The sequence below is a fragment of the Wolbachia endosymbiont (group A) of Andrena hattorfiana genome (genome assembly GCF_947179565.1).
Classification (GTDB): Bacteria; Pseudomonadota; Alphaproteobacteria; order Rickettsiales; family Anaplasmataceae; genus Wolbachia.
On sequence record NZ_CAMXBT010000003.1, the window covers coordinates 270,493 to 288,875 of the forward strand.

Below are 18,383 nucleotides of genomic sequence, written 5' to 3' on the forward strand. Positions count from 1 at the left end.
AATACTATAGAATCCAGAAAAAAACATGCCTAGACGAGCTATTTGAATGACATTAGTTGTTAGCTATGCAGCTTTCATAACAGCTTCACTATTACAACATTTGTTTACTGTTATGTCTGTAAGATACCCTACTATACCACCTAATGCTGCACCTGCAATTCCTAATAATACAGCAGTTGCAATTACTCCGATAGCAATAATCTCAGGTATAATTCCTATTGCAGCTAGTGTGGCTCCTACAGCACTAAATAATAATGCTAAGCCTATAACTCTTGGGGAAATTTCTGAAGCTTGTTTTTGTGGAGAATTACGTTTTGGGTTGCCTACTATAGGTGGCTGATTAATTTGCTTTTTCTGCTGAAAATTATTGTTAGTTTCGTTACTGACAGGTGTTTGTTGCAATGGAACTGCACTGCTTGTAATCGTTTGTGGGCCACTGTCTACTGGTTGTTCTTGTTGTGGAGGAGTTGAAACAAACGGTTGTGTAGTGGTATCACTTGCAGCCGGTTGTTCTGAAATTTGCTTATCATCACAGTTGATAACTATATCGCTACCTACTTTTGATTGAAATGATTCGGTAAACACTACACTGTAATCTACATCATCAATTATTGTTTCTGAAGTTGGATCTGGATTTTGATAGTAAGTTATAGTAGCAGTGGATACTTTAGGTTTACCTTTTATCGTCTCTTTTACTAATCTTTTCTTTTCTATTTTACACACATTAAACTGATCAGAAAAACTAAAAGTTAATTTACCTTTAAGTTCCCTTTCGAAATCACTCACAAAGCTATCTTTAAAATCAAATAGAACAGGGATGTGCTTTCCACCTAGAAAGATCTCTTTCATGCAGAACTTATTAGGGGCTGTTTTAATACGCTCACCTTCAAGCTCCATAACCTCTTCGATAGCTAGATACACTATACCTTCAGCTATTCTTGGATTGATTTTATTAATCAAATTTCTGACATACTCTTTATCTTCTTCATCAACTATAACAACTCTAATGTTAAATCTTTCACATCCATATTCATTATCTATACTCGAACCTATTGACTTTCCTCCAATTCTATCACTTAAAACAACCACTGGAATAGAAGATAACCTTTCATATGCTTCTTTCATAGATCCATCATCTTTCAAAAGCTTATTAGCTTTTTCCATAACAGTTTTATCTACACTTTGTTTATGATATTTTTTAAGGTATTTTTCACAAAAATTATTATAGCTATAACTGTGTTTCTGCGTTGCCATTTCTGCGTAGCGAAATGTGTTAAACAAATGCGAGCTTTCATTATTAAGCCCAACTGTTGACACACTATTTTGGCTCACTGTGTTTGGATAATGGGAACCTGGACCATATCTATTTTTCTCATATATCAATTCGCCTGCAACAACAGGCATTCCCCTTACTTTCATTTCATTTTTTGGTAGTAATTGGCCATTTGTAAAAGCAAATGCTGAAAAAAATGCCCAAGCATTGGTACCGTGTGAAGCAAAAGTTCTCTTATCAATCACATTACTGCGTACATTCAATCTAACTTCAGGGTGTTCCCTTTTAAATTCCTCACTTATCTCAAACAATTGTTTTTCCGACTCGCTTGGTCTTCTGTTCTGCATAAAGTTCTTATGAAGTTCAGAAAATTCTATTAGTTTCTGTATATGAGCCTCTTGCATATTTACCATCCTAGCCAAATAAACTTATATAATATCAGTTCAACCAATCAATCCACAAAAATCAAACGAATATTTTCAAAACAGTGCTAAACTTAGGCTGCTATGACAAGAACAGTTGATGTATTACTACCACTTCCAATTGATCAGTTATTTTCATATGCAGTTGAAGAAAATACTGAAGTTTTAGTTGGAGATTACGTAGTGGTGCCATTTGGCAAAAAACGCTTGATCGGAATAGTTTGGAAATATAGTGACAAGAGTGGTCGAGCATTAAAATTTATTGAGCAAAAAATCGATTTACCAAATATTAGACCAAAATTGATTGCATTTGCAGAGTGGGTTGCACAATACAATGTAATGCCTATTGGTATGCTTGCCAAAGTGATAATGGGAGGAGTGTTAAAAGTAAACCAAATAGATAAATTGGTTTGTGTTGAACAAAAGCAGGAAATAAGTGAAATAAGTTGCCAATTAAACCCTGAACAGCAGATAGCTAGCAATAAAATAATAAGCAGTTTGAATGAGTATTCAGTGACTTTGCTTGACGGTGAGACAGGATCTGGAAAAACGGAAGTTTACTTATCCGCAATTGCAAAATTGGTAGAAACTGTAAACAGTGCACAAATTTTAATCCTCTTGCCTGAAATTGTTTTAACTTCACAATTGGTAAATCGTGTTCGCGGTCAGATATCAAAAAACTTAGTTGAATGGCACTCAAGGCTCACTCCAAAAACTCGCCGGAATAATTGGCTCAATATAGCAAGTGGAAATGCGCAGATAATTATTGGTGCACGGTCAGCGCTTTTTTTGCCTTATAAAAACCTAAAATTGATTATCATTGATGAAGAACACGACTCATCTTTTAAACAAGAACAGGGAATTATATATAATGCTCGAGATATGGCGATAATCTTAGCCAAATTTGAAAATATTCCGATTATTTTATCATCAGCAACTCCACTGCTTGAAACGATTCATCATGTTAAAAGCGGGAATTACAATCATGTAAAGCTAACCAAGCGATTCGGTGGTGCAGAATTGCCACTCATTAAAGTAGTAGATATGAGGAACAACAAGCAATGGATCTCCTCTGAGCTTTTTGAAAGCATCAAACAAACCATAGAGAAAAAACAGCAGGTTATGCTCTTTTTAAACCGCCGAGGGTATGCACAACTGGCAGTTTGTAAAAAGTGTGGATATAAAATTTCCTGCTTAAATTGTGCTGTTTGGCTTACATATCACAAGAAAAAAAATGCTCTTTTGTGCCATCATTGCTCTTATCAATTAAAACTCCCAGAAAAATGCTCTGATTGCCAGAGTGAACAGTCATTTTCCCTTTATGGCGTAGGAATTGAAAGGTTACTTGAAGAAATGGTGAAATTAATACCAAACGCAAAAACTGCGATGATAAGCAGCGATCAGAAGTCGGTTAGTAACGTAATTGACTTGGTACTGAAAGAAGAGGTGAACATTATAATCGGCACACAAATAATTGCTAAGGGGCACAATTTTCCTAAATTAACTTTGGTTGGAGTAATGAATGCAGATTTGAGTCTCGAAAATTCTGATTTAAGAGCAGCAGAAAAGACGTATCAATTGTTGCACCAAGTTGCAGGCAGGTCAGGAAGGTTCAATAAAAAAGGAATGGTAATAGTGCAAACCAATAATCCTGAAAGTTCAATAATAAAAGCATTGCTACATCAAAAAAGGGACTCATTTTATGAAATTGAACTTAAGTCAAGACGCGAAGCCAAAATGCCACCATTTAGCAGATTAATAGCGCTTATAATTTGTGGTAAGAATCAGATTGCGACACAAAAAGCAGCGAATGAAATAGTAAAATCTCTTCTCTGTCATAAAAGTAGCTCAACTACTTGTATTCAGGAAAAAAATGTAAGTGCAGACAAAAAGGAATTTGAAATTCTTGGTCCATCACCAGCAGCAATAAATTTCTTAAATAATAAGTATCGGTATAGGGTGTTGCTAAAAATACACAATAAGCACAGTCTATCCATACAAAAAAAGCTGAAATATTGGATTAAAAATTGTAACTTGAATTCGAGTATTGCAGTGATAATAGATGTTGATCCTGTGAGTTTTTTTTAACGAGTTTATTGTATCCGTTAAGCCTTCTTGCCAATTACCACAACATTCTCACTGGGAAAAAAATAATCAGGTACAACCATATTTTTTGGTGCAGGACCCCCAATTACTCGGCCTGATGTGTCATAATATGAACCGTGGCAAGGGCAGAACCAACCGTTACCATCTTTTGTAGCGTGATCAATCGGCACACACCCAAGATGTGTACATATTCCAAGCATAATTAACCATTCGTCTTTTCCTTCGTATACTCTCTGCTCATCTAATTGAGGATCCCTCAAGCTCTTCACATTCACAGCTCTTGCAGCCTCAATTTCTTGCTTTGTGCGTCTACGAATGAATACTGGTTTACCTTGCCACTTTACTTTTACTCCGTGTCCTTGCTGAATTCCAGACAAATTCACCTCCACTGTGGAAGTTGCTAAAACTTCAGCAGAAGGATTCATAGACTTAACCAGTGGCCAAAGTCCACTTGCAGCTCCTATACCTGCCATAGCGCATGTAGTTAATGTTATAAAATCTCTCCTACTCTTATTTTTAGTAAGATCTTTAACGGGAGGTGTTTTTTTATCCTCTTTGTTTGCCAGTGGTTTTTTATTTTTAGTTAAATTTTTGCCCATTGATCTCTACTTAGCCATAAGTATATATTTTAAATTAAATACTGCGTATTAATCAACAAAAACTTGCGCTTTTTGTTTAACCTGTACTACAGTTGAGAAGAGATAGAGTTTTCAACTTCAGAAATACTATCTTCAGTGGAATCAGGATCTTCAATTTTCGCTACTGACACCACCTTTTCTCTACTCTCTGTTTTAAACAGAGTGACTCCTTGAGTGCTACGTCCTGCAATTCTGATATCATTTACTGAAATACGAATTAACTTTCCTTTATCTGTAATAAGCATGATATTATCACCCTGCTCAACTGGAAAACTAGCAACAACATTACCGTTTCTGTTGGTAGTAAGAATATTGGTGATACCAACACCACCCCTGTTAGTTATTCTATACTCATACGCAGAAGTTCTTTTACCAAAGCCATTTTCGGTAATAGTTAATATAAACTCCTCATTCACTGCAAGTTTTAAGAACAATTCGTTATCTATTCCTAAATCATTCAAAGTCTTTTCCAATTTAGAATCAATGGAGTTATTAATTGCAGTCCCCAGTCTTTTTGCAAGTGGAACTTTTAAGTAAAGTTCTTTTGTTTCTGTTGCTACACCTATCCCATTTAATATGGTCATGGATATCACGCTGTCATTCTTTGCAAGTTTGATACCTCTTACGCCATCTGAATTGCGACTTTTAAATTGACGCACATCACTTACAACAAATCTGATACTTTTGCCGAATCTTGTTGAAAGAAAAACATGATCAATTTCATTGCATACTTTAACTGATATTAACTTATCTCCTTCATCGAGCTTGATTGCTATTTTTCCATTGCTTGGAATATAGTGAAAATCCGCTAAAGAGTTGCGCCTTATGTTCCCATGAGCAGTAGCAAAAACTATGTTTTGATTTTCGTCATTTTCACTTGGTAATGGCATTATATTAGTTATAGTTTCACCATCGCTAAGCGGGAATATATTAACAAGTGCTCTTCCACGTGCAGTTGGCTCTGCAAGAGGTAACTTATAAACTTTTAATCTATAAACTCGGCCAATATTAGAAAAGAATAAAAGGCTAGTGTGGGTATTCCCAACAAATAATTTTGTGGTTACATCCTCTTCTTTTAATCCTTGTCCTAGCTTTCCTTTTCCACCACGACGCTGAGTTCTATAATGAGAAAGCTTCACACGCTTGATATAACCATTCATAGTTACGGTTATCACCATATCCTCTTGTGGAATTAGATCTTCAGCTTCAATGTCCGTATCTGATTCCTCTATTGAAGTTTTTCGCGGCACAGCAAATCTGTTCTTTATTTCTTGTAGATTGTTTTTTATTTCTTTCATCAACTTCCCTCCTGAGCCAAGAAAAGCGATATATTCTTTTATCAGGTTGATCATTGAACTTAGCTCAGCTTCTAATTTGTCTTTTTCAAGGCCTGTTAAACGTTGCAATTTCATGTCAAGAATAGCTTTCGTTTGCAGCTCAGTTAATCTATACACTCCGTCTTTCAAAAAGCTTGTGCTGTCTGAGATTAATCCAATAATTGTGTTTATCTCAGCTGAAGTTTTCCATTCTTTATTTAAAAGTTCTCTACTTGCTTCCGCAGGATCTTTTGCACCACGGATGATTTTTATCACTTCATCTATGCTCAAGACCGCAATGTAGAGCCCTATATATATATGAGCTTTTTCCCTCGTTTTTCTTAGACGAAATTCTGTTCTCCTGATTAATACTTCTTTTCTAAAATCAACAAAAGCAGCTATGATTTCTTTTAATGACATAAAAGCAGGCCTGTTGTTGTTGAGGACTAAAGTGTTAACACTAAAACTACTTCTTAGTGGAGTTAGTCCCAATATTTGATTAAGTATAAAACTTGCTTCAGCATTTCTTCTGAGGTCAATTACTACTCTAATACCAGACTTATCAGACTCATCCCTAATTTCTGTTATGCCATCAATTCTTTTTTCTTTTATAAGCTCACCTATCTTCTCAATTAATTTTACTTTATTTACCTGGTAAGGTATTTCATCAATCACTATTGCTTGCCTATCTTGTGGCAGGTCTTCCATGTGAGTCTTGCCTTGCACAACAATTGATCCACGACCCGTTGCAAATGCTGATCTTATTCCAGACCTTCCAAGAATCGTTCCCCCAGTTGGGAAATCCGGCCCTAGCATCACTTCAAGTAACTCATCCAAAGTAACTTCAGGATTATCTATATATAACATACAAGCATCTATTATTTCTCCAAGGTTGTGAGAAGGAATATTGGTTGCCATACCAACTGCAACACCGCTTGCACCATTTACCAATAGATTCGGAAATTCTGCAGGCAGTACAACAGGCTCTGTTTCATTTCCATCATAGTTTGGCCTAAAATCAACTGTATCTTCGTCAATATCATTTAGTAAGAAGTGCGACACTTTGTGAAGCCTTGCTTCTGTATATCGCATCGAAGCGGGTGGATCTCCGTCTATCGAACCAAAGTTACCTTGTCCATCAACAAGTGGTAAAAGAAGAGAGAAATCTTGGGCCATTCTAACCAAGGAATCGTAAATAGCTGCATCACCATGTGGGTGATATTTCCCCATTACATCCCCTACTATACGAGCCGCCTTTTTATATGGCTTACCAGCATCGTATCCAGCCCTTGACATTGCATATAATATGCGCCTATGAACAGGTTTAAATCCATCTCGCACGTCAGGTATAGCCCGGCTTATGATAACGCTCATTGCGTAGGAGAGATAAGAATCTTCCAGCTCTTTTACTATTGAGATTGGTACTATATTATCCTGCATTTTCTATATTTTGATTGAAGTAATTAATAATATTAACATTCAGTTAAGCAAATGGGCAATGACAGACTTGAACTGCCGACCTCCTCGGTGTAAACGAGATGCTCTACCAGCTGAGCTAATTGCCCCTTTAGATGTAATTCTATAGCTCAATATTATTATTGTAAACAAAAATAGCGATAAATTAGATTTAGGTAAGCTATAAGCTTTTATGAAATCTTTGGGTGCGTGCTGTGGAGTTTTATAAATTTTAGTCTTGCTGTCACTTTGTATAAAGGTATTTTTTCACTCACATCTTTCGAAGTTGTAGCCATGTTCAACAACTTTAAGTAGAATATTGTAGCATTTTTAAAATCTGAAAGTTTATCTAGAATAACAGCTAAATTATAGGTATAAAAAATATTGTTTTCATCAAGGGAAATAGCAGTTGTCATATACTCTTTACCTTTTACATAATCCTCCTTTTTCATATAAATCAGACCTAAATTTGCTAATAAAGGAGCATAATTTTTATGTATATCATACAATTTCAACATTTCACTCAACGCCAGATCAGGATCATATTGTGAGATTATCGTCAGAAAATTTTTTAATATGTAAGGGTTACTAGGGTATTCTTTTAACAGTCTTGTATAAATCTCTACAGCTTTTTTGTATTCTTTATTAGCGTAATAAATATTTCCCAATTCAATTAAAGCATTTTTATGATAAGGAAACTTTGTGATGATCTGATTAAGAAGAGAAATAGCTGTTTCATTATCTCCTGACTCAAAGGAATCTTTTGCTTTTTTTAAAGTAGAGTATATGTCAAAACTCTTGCCAGAATTCTGCGCAATTTTGATATTAAATTTGTCACTTTTTCTCTCAATAACATCAAGATCTTTATACTTTTTATCAGCTTTTATATGCTTGACAACACTATCAAAGGCCTTCTGTATCTCCAAATTTTCACTAGCATAGGTAACAGAAGACCTCCATAAAATCACAACGCAAATTAACATGCAGACAAACATAGATCCTAGTGTTGTGGCATTGGCTGCAGCGTGTAACCAGTAAACCTTATTTCTTTGAGCTATGCGTAACACATTACAAATTCATAAATGCTAAATTACCTATCTCATACAATAATAAAGATATTATTAATTAGCGGGACGAACATGCTGCGTAGAATGCACTTATCTTTTGTCTTCCATATTTCGCTCTATTAGACTTCTTGCATAACCCAAACTTAAGTAGAAAAAAGGCAAATAGTTATTATAGCTCTAAGTTTACCGACGATAAGAACCGTCATTCAAGTAGCTCCTCCCTGCCATCTAAGTAGCCTTCTTCTCCTGTCATCCCAGCACCTTCTTCCTGTTATCTGAGTAGCTGACACTGTACGAACATTGTCTATCAGGAAGGTGTCATGCAAGTAGCTGACACTGGTTCTTTTATGACGGTGTCATTCTAGTCTGGAATCCAGGAAACTTAATTGCAAGTAATGCATTGGGTTTGGTGAGTATGGGTTTTGCGTTATAGAATGAAGCACTTTTGGTGAATTTGTAAAGAAAACTGGATTCCAGACTGGAATGACACCATTTTCGGTCTCTTAAATTGCTTTAGCTACAAACATTAAGAAATTTACCAAATGAAAAAAAAGGCAAAAGAAGCCCCGTGGTTATTATCCGCTTTAAAATATTGGCGTTTTTTATGTTTTAAACGCTTGACAAGCGAGATTAAGCTGCTTTTAATTGCAACTAACTTACGCTACAAATGTTTAAGAAATTTACCAAGCAGAAAAAAAGACAAAGAATCCCCAAGTTAGCTAGTCCTTTACTATCTTTGTCGAGTATTGGCATTTTTTGATGTCTTGTAACGCTTTGTAAGCGCGTTCAGCTTATTTAGATAAAAATCTAGATGTAGATGAAGTTTTGTAAAGACATACAGTATCTATATACTGCAAAAAATTGAACATAAGACGCCGATACATTAAGTAATCCTTACCTTTTAATCTGCAGATTGGCGAAAGCAAATACAATAGCCTCACTGTCATGATAAGGGGGCTGGCGGAGTTTGTCAAGTAAGTTTTTGTCTCTACTGAATGACATCTGTGGCTTGGGAGGTAGTGCAAGAAGTCTATTTCCACAAAAATGCTTCAATTTATCTTAACATTTTGTCAACTACCTTTATAGGAATGACAATTTAAAAGGGCATTTTTACATATTCCATATGGCTGCCAGTTGCACCTCTCACATGCGTAATCAAATTTCTTTAAAGACATTTTCTCTCTAATCTTTTTTACCGCCTCATTCCAATTTAAAGTCTCGCCAATTTTTATTCCTAAAATTCCCATATGCCTTCTATCTAGCTCTAAAACTTTAGCTTGTGTGGTGCATTTACCTTGTTTAATCTGGTTTGGGCAAGCACTACAAATACTACCAAGATTGCCGACTACTTCGATTTGAGTGTTAGGATCACTAATTACTTTGCTTGCTATCTTTTTATAATTTTCTACAAAACCCTGAGAATACCCATATCCCCGAAACGCGAGGGTGCACATGAAATGATGAGGGTGGAATTTTATCATTTTTTCAAATATTGCAAAGCTGCTACAAGTAGAAAAATTTTTACCAAACCAGGAAGGATAAATGGTAAAACACCCACCATTATTGCTTGTCCCAGACCCAAGTAAACAGCAAGCCAACTAACACCACAAATAAAGATTACAACTGTACCAGCCAGACAACTTAAAGAATTACACACAAATGATTTATATTTAGAGTTCAGTAATTCATTTACTTTGCTCATTACCATAACAGCAGCTAAACAGCCAATTAAATATCCACCTGTTGGTCCGAGAAAAATGTGATAACCACCAGAAAAATTCGCAAAAACAGGAAATCCTGCTGCACCAAGTGATAGATATGTAAGCACAGAATAGAATGCTGTTCTGCGGTTAAATTTAAGCCCAATAAGCATTACTCCTAAAGTTTGCAATGTGATAGGCACAGGCTGCAATGGTACGCTTATTTGAGCCATCAAGAATAAAAGTAAAACGCAAGACAATATTTCAGTCAGTGTTGATCTGCTGCTAGATTGTGTTATAAACATACCTTCCCAATAAAAATAACTTATTAAATGTAATATATGTGTATAAGAGGTTTTGCAATTTAAATTTTGCTCATATTGTGCTACAATGAATTATTTATGCACTATTAAATTAAAAATGATGAGTAAACAAGATCTATTATCGTTGATGAAAGCAAGACACAGCGGACGTTCATACGATACTACAAGAGCAATATCTCAGGAAGACATGGATATTTTAATGGAAGCTGTAAGGCTAACTCCCTCATGTTTTGGTGATGAACCTTGGAGATATGTGATATGCAACAAACAGAACAATCAAAGCGCATGGGAAAAGCTGCTAAATTGTCTTGATGAATCTAATCAAAAATGGGCAAAAGATGCACAAGTGTTAATCATATCTTTAAGTGCTAAAAACTTCCGTAAACGAGGTAAAGGAGAAAATCTTTGGGCTAGTCATGATACTGGTGCAGCAAATTATGCACTTATGCTACAGGCTGCATCTGTGAACTTAATGGCTCATCAAATGGGTGGATTTGATAGAGATAAAATAGTAGAAAGATTCAACATATCCGATGATTTTAATGTAATGTCAGTGATAGCGGTTGGTTACGAAGAAGAGGGCGCTGAAACAAGTAAGAAAAAAAGAAGACCAATAGAAGAAATATTTTTTTATGATGAGTGGCCAAGGTCCTAAAAATTTTATCAAGATGCACGGTACTGGCAATAATTTTGTTATCATAGACTCACGTTCAACAAACAATTTAGACTGGAACTATAGACAAATTGCTGATCAAAGCAGTTGTGATCAAGTGATAATTATAACAATGTCTAATGCTGCAGACTGCTTTATACATATCTATAACGCTGATGGTAGTCGAGCTGAAATGTGCGGAAACGTAGCACGCTGTGTTGGATATTTGATAATGTCAGAAAAAGGTACTGAGTATATCACTATTGAGCTGGTAAACAAACGCACTTTAGAGTGTTTTAAAGTTGGTGATAAATCCATAAAGGTTAACATGGGTAAACCTTTGCTAAAATGGCATGAAATTCCCTTGTCTACTGAGTGTGACACTCTTCACTTACCTATAGAGCTTGAAATGCTAAAAGATCCTGTTGCAGTAAATATTGGTAACCCTCATATAGTTTTTTTTGTTGATAACATAAGTGAAATACCATTGCGAAATTTAGGACCAAAGCTAGAAAATCACGTACTATTTCCTCAGAAAATTAATATTAGTATTGCACAAGTTGAAAAGTCTGGAGAAATAGCTTTAAGAGTTTGGGAAAGAGGTACAGGCATTACTGCATCATGCGGTAGTGCAGCCTGTGCAGCACTTGTTGCATCCACACTACGTGGATATCTGACTGCCCAACAGACTTCAGTAGATTTACCAGGAGGTAAGTTATTAATCGAATGGGCAAATAACGTATTCATGACCGGTGATATAGGATTTTTGTGATAATTGTTTTCACAATGCAAAACTACTTGACAAACTCCGCCGGCCCCCTTATCATGGAAGTGAAGCTATTTTATTTCACTTCGCAATCTCTGCAGTGGATTAATGACAAAAAAACTTAATGTATTTGGCGTAAATCATGCTTAATTTTTTGCACTATGTGCACCTCATGTCTTTGTAAAACTTTAGGTTTCTACCTATACAAACCGAAACGCGCTTATAAAGCGTTTAAGACAGTAAAAGACGTCAAATAGACAAGGGAGAATTTGAATACTAGCTACCCTGGGGTTTCTTTGCCTTTTTTTCCGCTCAGTAAATTTCTTAACGTTTATAATTTAGGTTAGTTGCATTTAAAAGCAGCTGAGTCGCGGTTATTAGACGTTTGGAATAAAAAAACGACGTACTTGAAAGTATAATGTAAGTAACTAGCCAACCACGGGGCTTCTTTTGCCTTTTTTTTTATTTGGTAAATTTCTTAATATTTAGATTAGTTGCAATTTAAGAGACCAGAAATGGTCAGTGCTTGGCACTGTCCTCCTTTGTCATCCCAGTGCCTAGACACTGGGATCTAGCCTTTATTATTTGGTTGAAATTAAGTTTTCTGGATCCCAGTGGGCTTTGTTGCATCGTTCAAGTGAAAAGAACTGGCAGTTACTGACAAAATTCATTATAAATAGCCATTTAACTGTTGAAGAAAAAATATGCCACAAAAAATGAGAGTCAGTAACTGCCATGAATATAACAAATTTCTAGAAAAAAGAGGAAATATTTTTCATTATATCAACGAAGCCATAGAAAATTGGTATGAAATTGGGCTAAAATGTAGGGTGGCAACAATATTTACAGCAACAAAGTGGTAATTTTGATACATATAATAACCCATCTATTCAGAATAGGTTTGAGACAAACAGTGGGATTTTTAGAGGGATACATTGAACAAATAGGAAAAAATTTGCAGCTATTCACAAGCATCAAAAGAAACTTGATATTAAGATCAATGATTGCAGAGTTGAAAAAAATAATATGGAAGATATCGAAATTGCTATAGACAGTACAGGAATTAGTATATACAACAACACACAGCAAGGAAAATAGCACTGACAGAAAATATCGTGGCTATGAGCAAACGAGAAAATTGCACGTAATGTTGAATATAAACAACAAAAAAGCCATAGCTGTAAAATACAGTAACGGTGTCTACTCTGATCACTATGGAGCTTGTGATTTGCTAAAAGAAGTTGATTTTCAGCATGCCATAAAAGCACTATATGCAGATAGAGCATGTGATAGGCACAAGTTTTATAAGTTGTGTAACGAATATGATATAAAGACAAAAATTCTACCAATAAACAATGCGGCAGAACATCCAGAAATAGATTATATGTCTGATAGGAATGCTGCTATTAGGTTAATAAAATTATACGGTGAAGATGGCATGAAAGAATGGAAAAAAGAAGTAAATTATGGGAAAAGATCTTATATTGAAGGGTTTTTCTCAAGATTAAAGCAAATATTCGGATTTAGTTTTAGGAATAAATCTGAGATAAATCGAGAAAAAGAACTGCTAATCAAATGCTATTTGCTTAATAAATTCACTGATATTGGTATGGCTAAATTTGAGATAGTTACATGAATTTACCATAAATCACCATCTCATAAAGTGTGATGCAACAAAGCCACTCAGGGCTGACTTCATTTTCCAAAAAGCTTTTAATTCTGTGTACTACAAATCTCTTCTTAATAAAGTCAAAAAGCATCCATAGGCAAAGTACGATAAAACATATGGTAGCCAAAATTGATAGCACTACTGATGCAAAAGCTAACCCTGTAAGTACCTTTTTTGATTTTTGATTCTGGTATGCCAAGTATAACGACACAATAGAAGCAGTGGACAATATAGCAGAACATAACCATAGTGAGATTATTCTCCTATTGAATTTTTTTTCTTCAGCATTTAATTCTTCTTGAAAGAATCTTGGATTAACAATTCTAGAGAAATAGGGATAGTCAAAATAATGCTTAACTAACTTACTTTCTTGTCCCTTAAGTGGATTTTTACCACGAGCATTAACCTTAATACACCCAAGTACTCCAAAAAAGTTTATCACGTGTTTTGTATTTTCTTCTGGCTTGATATCACTATTGGTATGATAAATAACTTTCATTTTATCGTTAATGAATATTTAGTTATTTTAACATAAAGATCAAAAAAAACAAGAGAATATAAATATGAATAACCAGTATGATGAAAAGCTTATAAGAAATTTCCTATGATTCCTTTTAAGCGAGTTTTGAATTTTTGAAATGTCATGACATTGTTGATACGGTTATCAAGAAACGATAAAGTATCCGCAAAATCTTCTGAATAATCATTGATAAAAAAAAGTATCGTACTTAAGTACACTCCAGCTAATATTGCTCTTTTTGTATAGTAGTTAAAATCTGTTGATTGGTCATGAATGCCATACCAAATCGCGCTAATAGTTCTGTATAAAAGTTTACTAGAAAAATATGTATTTTTTGGTGATACGGAGAATGATAAAACATTTTTTAAAAGTTCTCTATAATTCGGTAGCTTAGCGTAGTTTGAAAGGCGTATTTGAATAGCTAACTTTACCCGCTCTCGCACTTTCATGTCTTCTAAATTGGAATTTCTTAGTTCAGCTTCCATTGAGCTATTTAAGTCCTCTGCTATGTGCTCCAAAGCGCTATATATTCCATTCTGAAATTTGCAAAAGCTATTAGCTAGATTAAGGTCTGTGCAAATCTTTAATAGGGTTTCATCGCTTATCCCTTCAAATGGAATAACCCTAATTAGCTTATCTATTATTAACTTTATTTCATCTTGTTCCACGCAACATTATACTAAACAGCATGTGTGATTGTACCTGAGATTTTCAAACATTCTACAAAATGCTTCACCACGTTCCTCGAAATTTTTCCATTGATCAAAAGAAGCACACGCGGGAGAAAGTAATATTGTTACTTCTTCTTCGCTATTTTTGGCCTCTTCAAAAGCAAGTTTAAGTGCGTTTTTCAAATTGCAACATTTTACGAAATCTACTTTATTCTCCATAGTGTTTGCAAAGGCTTCGGTTGATTCCCCAATAAGAAAAGCTTTTCTAATCCTTGTGAAATGCTTGCTTAATGATTCTATTCCACCTTTTTTGCTTCTTCCACCAACGATCCAATTTATGTTTTCATAAGATAAGATCGCCTTTTCGCTCGACTTTGCATTAGTTGCTTTGCTATCGTTCACGAAAAACACATTTCTTATTTTACCAAGCAGTTCATTCCTATGCCTCAGTCCTGAAAAGGACTTGATTCCATTGATAATAGTGTTGCTATCTACTCCAAGTAGCTTACATACGGCATATGCGGCTGCTATGTTTTCTGCATTGGATATTAGGTTTATTTTCACGTCGCTTACTGATAAGCTATGATTCTCTAGTTTTAACGAGATCTTCTGGATCAGAGTAGCCAAGCACTGGGATGACAAAAGAAGTGGCTGGAATGACAAAGAGGATGACATCGAAGCTGAGATTGGAATTTTGTTTCCAGTGAATTTGTTAAATATGTCAGCAGTAATCTCATTGTCACATCCTATTACGGCAACCTCACTACCGTTTATCAGTTTTAATTTAGTTGCTATGTAGTTCTCCATACTTCCATGCCTATCTATGTGATCTGGTGTAATATTGAGCAGTGCTGAAATGTCCACATTAATTTCATTCATCAACTCCAATTGAAAAGAGGAAAATTCAATTACATAAATTTCTGCATCTCTTTCTAGATCCAAAACAGGAACGCCTAAATTTCCACCAATAGCTACTTTTTTCCCTGCAGATTTTAATATGTGCCCTATTAGTGATGTAGTGGTTGATTTACCATTTGTTCCTGTGATGCCTATTACCTTCTGGTTCGTAGTTTTAGCTTCAAGAAATAGCTCAATGTCTGATTTTATTTTGCAATCAAATCTCCTTGCAAGTTTCACTATCCAATGTGGCTCTTTTGGCACTCCAGGGCTTAAAACCAATGCACTGATCTCATGCCAATTGTATTCCTTGGGATGAATAAAATTACATTTTTTATACATCATTTTTGCATTTGCTATTTGCTCTTCATGATCATCCCATGCATATATTCTTGCACCATTCTTTATTAGAGCGTTAATGGCGGATAAACCAGTTTTACCAAGACCAAAAACCGCGACGTTTTGATTTTTGTATTTGTTTAGTTGCACTGCTAGATAACTTATGCGAACCATTTTATAAAGATATCGTACAAACTACAACAGACTTCTTGCATAGGTCACAACTGTCATTCAGTAGAAACGAAAAAACTTGCTTGACAAACTCCGCCAGCCCCCTTATTATGACAATAAGGGTATTTATGACTCAAAACTTGTTTTTGACCTGCAGGCTCAATGACAAAATTCAGTAAAAAACTTAGGGTATTTTTTGGCTGATTACATAAAATTATAGCGGCTGCATGTCTTTTAAATTTTTTCTACATTCAGCCAAACCGCGCTTAAGCTAAGCGTCAGCACATTATTACAGCGCCAATTTAAAGTATTAGAGGGTCAAAACTCGCACTACGGGATTTTTTTGCCTTTTTTTTTATTTGGTAAATTTCTTAATATTTAGATTAGTTGCAATTTAAGAGACCAGAAATGGTCAGTGCTTGGCACTGTCCTCCTTTGTCATCCCAGTGCCTAGACACTGGGATGACAAGAAAGGGGGCACTGGGATGATAAGAAGAGGCTACTTGAATGACAAGAAAGGGGTACTTGGATGACAAAAAATAGGCACTGGAATTGCAAAGAGTTTGCAAATATTAGTTATTACCTGTAGAATACAGAGAAATTAGTAAGGATTTTAATAGGAATAATATGCCATCTGTTACTTTTGTTTTACCTGATGGGAGTAAGAAAAGCTATGAAGCTGCAGAGGGAGAAACTCTGCTTAATTTAGCCCACAGAAGTGATCCAGATCTGCTTGAAGGTGCATGTGAAGGCTCTCTTGCTTGTTCTACATGCCACGTGATTGTTGATCCAGAATTTTATGATGCTGTAGAAACGCATAATCCCATATCTGATGAGGAAAACGATATGTTAGATCTAGCCTTCGGCTTAACAGAGACATCAAGACTTGGGTGCCAAATAAAAATCACAAAAGATATCGACGGTTTGTGTGTAACCATACCAAGGGGTACAAGAAATATATCATTGGATAAACAGGGGAATAATTAGCTATGCGTAAGATTTTTATCTATATTATCATCTCTTTACTTTTGTTTATTCCTGTAGCGTATAGTGGTTTTTGGTATTTTTCTGCATGTAAGGTAAAAAATCTTTTAGCTGAAATAATACTATACATTAACGGCGAAAAGTTTGATATTTCACATGATTTCAGTGGACTTCCTTCTAACCTAATTTTCCGTGTGACAAACCCAAAATTTTCCAATAAGCAATTAACCATCTCATCTGATGCTTTATTGATAAAAAATAGATTATTTGATAAATCAGTATATATCTACATACCAAGCAATGAAGTCAACATTGTTGTTCATGGTGATGAGAAAAAGAATATAAAATGCCACACAAACGATAGCAGCCACTTTGTTGTTAGACTAAATGATTTACCATCTTCATTGCGATTCAACAGAAATAGTACCGTGATAGACTATATAGATACACTTCGTTACGAAGATTATGGATTAAAATGTGATGTTTCAGAAAATCAGCAAAGTGTTATAACTGAAGTGAATGATAAAAGCAATTACATTCAATTTCACCTCGATAAAGAACCAAGTGGAAATACTAAACTAGGATTTGATTTTTATACTTATCGGTATAAAAATACTGCAAGTCCTGAAAGTTACCTTAGTATCGACACTAAATTTGATTACGAATTTGTAAACCACATCTCAGCTTCCAGAGTTAATTTCAACATAGAGAAATTTTTAATTCAAAGTAATAATTTTTCTCTTGCTGCAGATGGTGGAATGCAAAATTATAATTTGGTTACGTCTTCATTTAAAGACAAAATCAACGTGGCTATATCAAATTATAAAGAATTAATCTCGTTTATGATTGGTGACTCAAAAACTTCAGATGCGTTTGAAAAATTAATGTCTTCCTTATCAGAAAAAACAACTGATGACAGCGTTCAATTTTCAATAAAGTACGATGATGATGTAGGGTCAAGCTTTATTGGAAAGTTATCCACCACTGATTTTATGAACCAACTCAGTAAAATAACCCAATTAACCAAGGATGAGAGCAGTAGTTAGTTTACTTTTCATATTGATATTTCACTCAGGCGTAAACGCTTTTACTCTGGATAATAAACTCAGAGATAAAAGCATGGAAAAACGAGCAACCAGTTTATTTGAAATAATAAGGTGTCCAATATGTTCTGGCGAATCATTGTCTGAATCTGGATCTCAGATTGCGTATGATATGCGAGAAGCAATTCGTAAAAAAATCAATGATGGATACACAGATGAAGAGATAATCTCAGAGTTAAAAAATTCTTACGGCAATTCAATTATAACTACCACACCTAGCACTTACATTTTGTGGTTTATTCCACTCACAACTCTGCTTATTGGGTGTTTTCTAATACAAAGATACATCAATACAACCACTTAAACCTTTT

Annotated in this window: 14 protein-coding genes, 1 tRNA gene and 2 pseudogenes; 7 read left to right on the forward strand and 10 right to left on the reverse strand. The window is 35.0% G+C overall.

Annotation, left to right across the window (positions count from 1 at the left end; all coding sequences use genetic code 11):
- Positions 1-63: 63 nt before the first annotated feature.
- Complete coding sequence (locus OM966_RS06365) at positions 64-1,620, reverse strand: hypothetical protein (protein WP_264329263.1); 1,557 nt, start codon at positions 1,618-1,620, stop codon at positions 64-66.
- 159 nt (positions 1,621-1,779) lie between these two features.
- Here OM966_RS06365 and priA point away from each other — a divergent pair, with 159 nt between their 5' ends.
- Positions 1,780-3,783 carry a replication restart helicase PriA gene (gene priA, locus OM966_RS06370; RefSeq protein WP_264329264.1) on the forward strand — a complete coding sequence of 668 codons (2,004 nt, stop codon included), beginning with the start codon at positions 1,780-1,782 and terminating at the stop codon, positions 3,781-3,783.
- Positions 3,784-3,800: 17 nt separating this feature from the next.
- Here priA and petA read toward each other — a convergent pair whose 3' ends face one another.
- The 6 genes from petA to OM966_RS06400 form a co-directional block, all read right to left on the reverse strand.
- Entirely contained in the window at positions 3,801-4,400 is a 600-nt protein-coding gene (petA, locus tag OM966_RS06375) for a ubiquinol-cytochrome c reductase iron-sulfur subunit (protein WP_264329265.1), read from the reverse strand.
- A gap of 86 nt (positions 4,401-4,486) precedes the next feature.
- The gene (gene gyrA, locus OM966_RS06380) at positions 4,487-7,195 is read right to left on the reverse strand and encodes a DNA gyrase subunit A (RefSeq protein WP_264329266.1); all 2,709 of its coding nucleotides are present in this window, start codon (positions 7,193-7,195) and stop codon (positions 4,487-4,489) included.
- Positions 7,196-7,247: 52 nt separating this feature from the next.
- Positions 7,248-7,320, reverse strand: a tRNA-Val gene (locus OM966_RS06385).
- Between the two features lie 81 nt (positions 7,321-7,401).
- On the reverse strand, positions 7,402-8,277 hold the full coding sequence (locus OM966_RS06390; protein ID WP_264329267.1) for a tetratricopeptide repeat protein: 876 nt from the start codon (positions 8,275-8,277) through the stop codon (positions 7,402-7,404).
- A gap of 1,070 nt (positions 8,278-9,347) precedes the next feature.
- A complete protein-coding gene (locus tag OM966_RS06395; protein WP_264329268.1) occupies positions 9,348-9,758 on the reverse strand; it encodes a DUF1284 domain-containing protein in 411 nt (136 codons plus the stop codon).
- On the reverse strand, positions 9,755-10,282 hold the full coding sequence (locus OM966_RS06400; protein WP_264329269.1) for a biotin transporter BioY: 528 nt from the start codon (positions 10,280-10,282) through the stop codon (positions 9,755-9,757). Before OM966_RS06400 ends, OM966_RS06395 begins: the two co-directional genes overlap by 4 nt.
- 85 nt (positions 10,283-10,367) lie before the next feature.
- Here OM966_RS06400 and OM966_RS06405 point away from each other — a divergent pair, with 85 nt between their 5' ends.
- The 3 genes and pseudogenes from OM966_RS06405 (at position 10,368) to OM966_RS07610 (ending at position 13,354) form a co-directional block, all read left to right on the forward strand.
- Complete coding sequence (locus tag OM966_RS06405) at positions 10,368-10,955, forward strand: nitroreductase family protein (RefSeq protein WP_253309888.1); 588 nt, start codon at positions 10,368-10,370, stop codon at positions 10,953-10,955.
- Positions 10,936-11,724: a diaminopimelate epimerase gene (dapF, locus tag OM966_RS06410; RefSeq protein ID WP_264329400.1), complete on the forward strand. Its 789-nt coding sequence runs from the start codon at positions 10,936-10,938 to the stop codon at positions 11,722-11,724. Before OM966_RS06405 ends, dapF begins: the two co-directional genes overlap by 20 nt.
- Before the next feature lie 698 nt (positions 11,725-12,422).
- Positions 12,423-13,354, forward strand: a pseudogene (locus OM966_RS07610) (IS5 family transposase).
- A gap of 40 nt (positions 13,355-13,394) precedes the next feature.
- Here OM966_RS07610 and OM966_RS06425 read toward each other — a convergent pair.
- The 3 genes and pseudogenes from OM966_RS06425 to murD form a co-directional block, all read right to left on the reverse strand.
- Positions 13,395-13,886 (reverse strand): annotated as a pseudogene (locus OM966_RS06425) (alpha/beta hydrolase family protein); the annotation flags it as partial.
- An 89-nt stretch (positions 13,887-13,975) separates the two neighbouring features.
- A complete protein-coding gene (locus tag OM966_RS06430) occupies positions 13,976-14,575 on the reverse strand; it encodes a COQ9 family protein (RefSeq protein ID WP_264329272.1) in 600 nt (199 codons plus the stop codon).
- Positions 14,576-14,581: 6 nt separating this feature from the next.
- A complete protein-coding gene (gene murD, locus OM966_RS06435) occupies positions 14,582-15,988 on the reverse strand; it encodes a UDP-N-acetylmuramoyl-L-alanine--D-glutamate ligase (RefSeq protein WP_264329273.1) in 1,407 nt (468 codons plus the stop codon).
- 624 nt (positions 15,989-16,612) lie between these two features.
- Here murD and OM966_RS06440 point away from each other — a divergent pair.
- Genes OM966_RS06440 through OM966_RS06450 form a run of 3 tightly spaced genes read left to right on the forward strand, consistent with a single transcriptional unit; the run spans position 16,613 to position 18,376 of the window.
- Positions 16,613-16,972 carry a ferredoxin family 2Fe-2S iron-sulfur cluster binding protein gene (locus OM966_RS06440; RefSeq protein ID WP_064125547.1) on the forward strand — a complete coding sequence of 120 codons (360 nt, stop codon included), beginning with the start codon at positions 16,613-16,615 and terminating at the stop codon, positions 16,970-16,972.
- A gap of 2 nt (positions 16,973-16,974) precedes the next feature.
- Positions 16,975-18,015 carry a hypothetical protein gene (locus tag OM966_RS06445; protein WP_264329274.1) on the forward strand — a complete coding sequence of 347 codons (1,041 nt, stop codon included), beginning with the start codon at positions 16,975-16,977 and terminating at the stop codon, positions 18,013-18,015.
- A complete protein-coding gene (locus OM966_RS06450) occupies positions 17,999-18,376 on the forward strand; it encodes a cytochrome c-type biogenesis protein (protein WP_264329275.1) in 378 nt (125 codons plus the stop codon). Before OM966_RS06445 ends, OM966_RS06450 begins: the two co-directional genes overlap by 17 nt.
- The last annotated feature ends 7 nt before the right edge of the window (positions 18,377-18,383 follow it).

Bases quoted from the DNA above. Each gene is read 5' to 3' on its own strand.
- dapF (WP_264329400.1), top strand. From the start codon at position 10,936: ATGAGTGGCCAAGGTCCTAAAAATTTTATCAAGATGCACGGTACTGGC.
- OM966_RS06440 (WP_064125547.1), top strand. From the start codon at position 16,613: ATGCCATCTGTTACTTTTGTTTTACCTGATGGGAGTAAGAAAAGCTAT.
- murD (WP_264329273.1), bottom strand. From the start codon at position 15,988: ATGGTTCGCATAAGTTATCTAGCAGTGCAACTAAACAAATACAAAAAT.
- OM966_RS06400 (WP_264329269.1), bottom strand. From the start codon at position 10,282: ATGTTTATAACACAATCTAGCAGCAGATCAACACTGACTGAAATATTG.
- gyrA (WP_264329266.1), bottom strand. From the start codon at position 7,195: ATGCAGGATAATATAGTACCAATCTCAATAGTAAAAGAGCTGGAAGAT.
- petA (WP_264329265.1), bottom strand. From the start codon at position 4,400: ATGGGCAAAAATTTAACTAAAAATAAAAAACCACTGGCAAACAAAGAG.
- OM966_RS06405 (WP_253309888.1), top strand. From the start codon at position 10,368: ATGAATTATTTATGCACTATTAAATTAAAAATGATGAGTAAACAAGAT.
- OM966_RS06365 (WP_264329263.1), bottom strand. From the start codon at position 1,620: ATGCAGAACAGAAGACCAAGCGAGTCGGAAAAACAATTGTTTGAGATA.
- OM966_RS06395 (WP_264329268.1), bottom strand. From the start codon at position 9,758: ATGATAAAATTCCACCCTCATCATTTCATGTGCACCCTCGCGTTTCGG.
- priA (WP_264329264.1), top strand. From the start codon at position 1,780: ATGACAAGAACAGTTGATGTATTACTACCACTTCCAATTGATCAGTTA.
- OM966_RS06445 (WP_264329274.1), top strand. From the start codon at position 16,975: ATGCGTAAGATTTTTATCTATATTATCATCTCTTTACTTTTGTTTATT.
- OM966_RS06450 (WP_264329275.1), top strand. From the start codon at position 17,999: ATGAGAGCAGTAGTTAGTTTACTTTTCATATTGATATTTCACTCAGGC.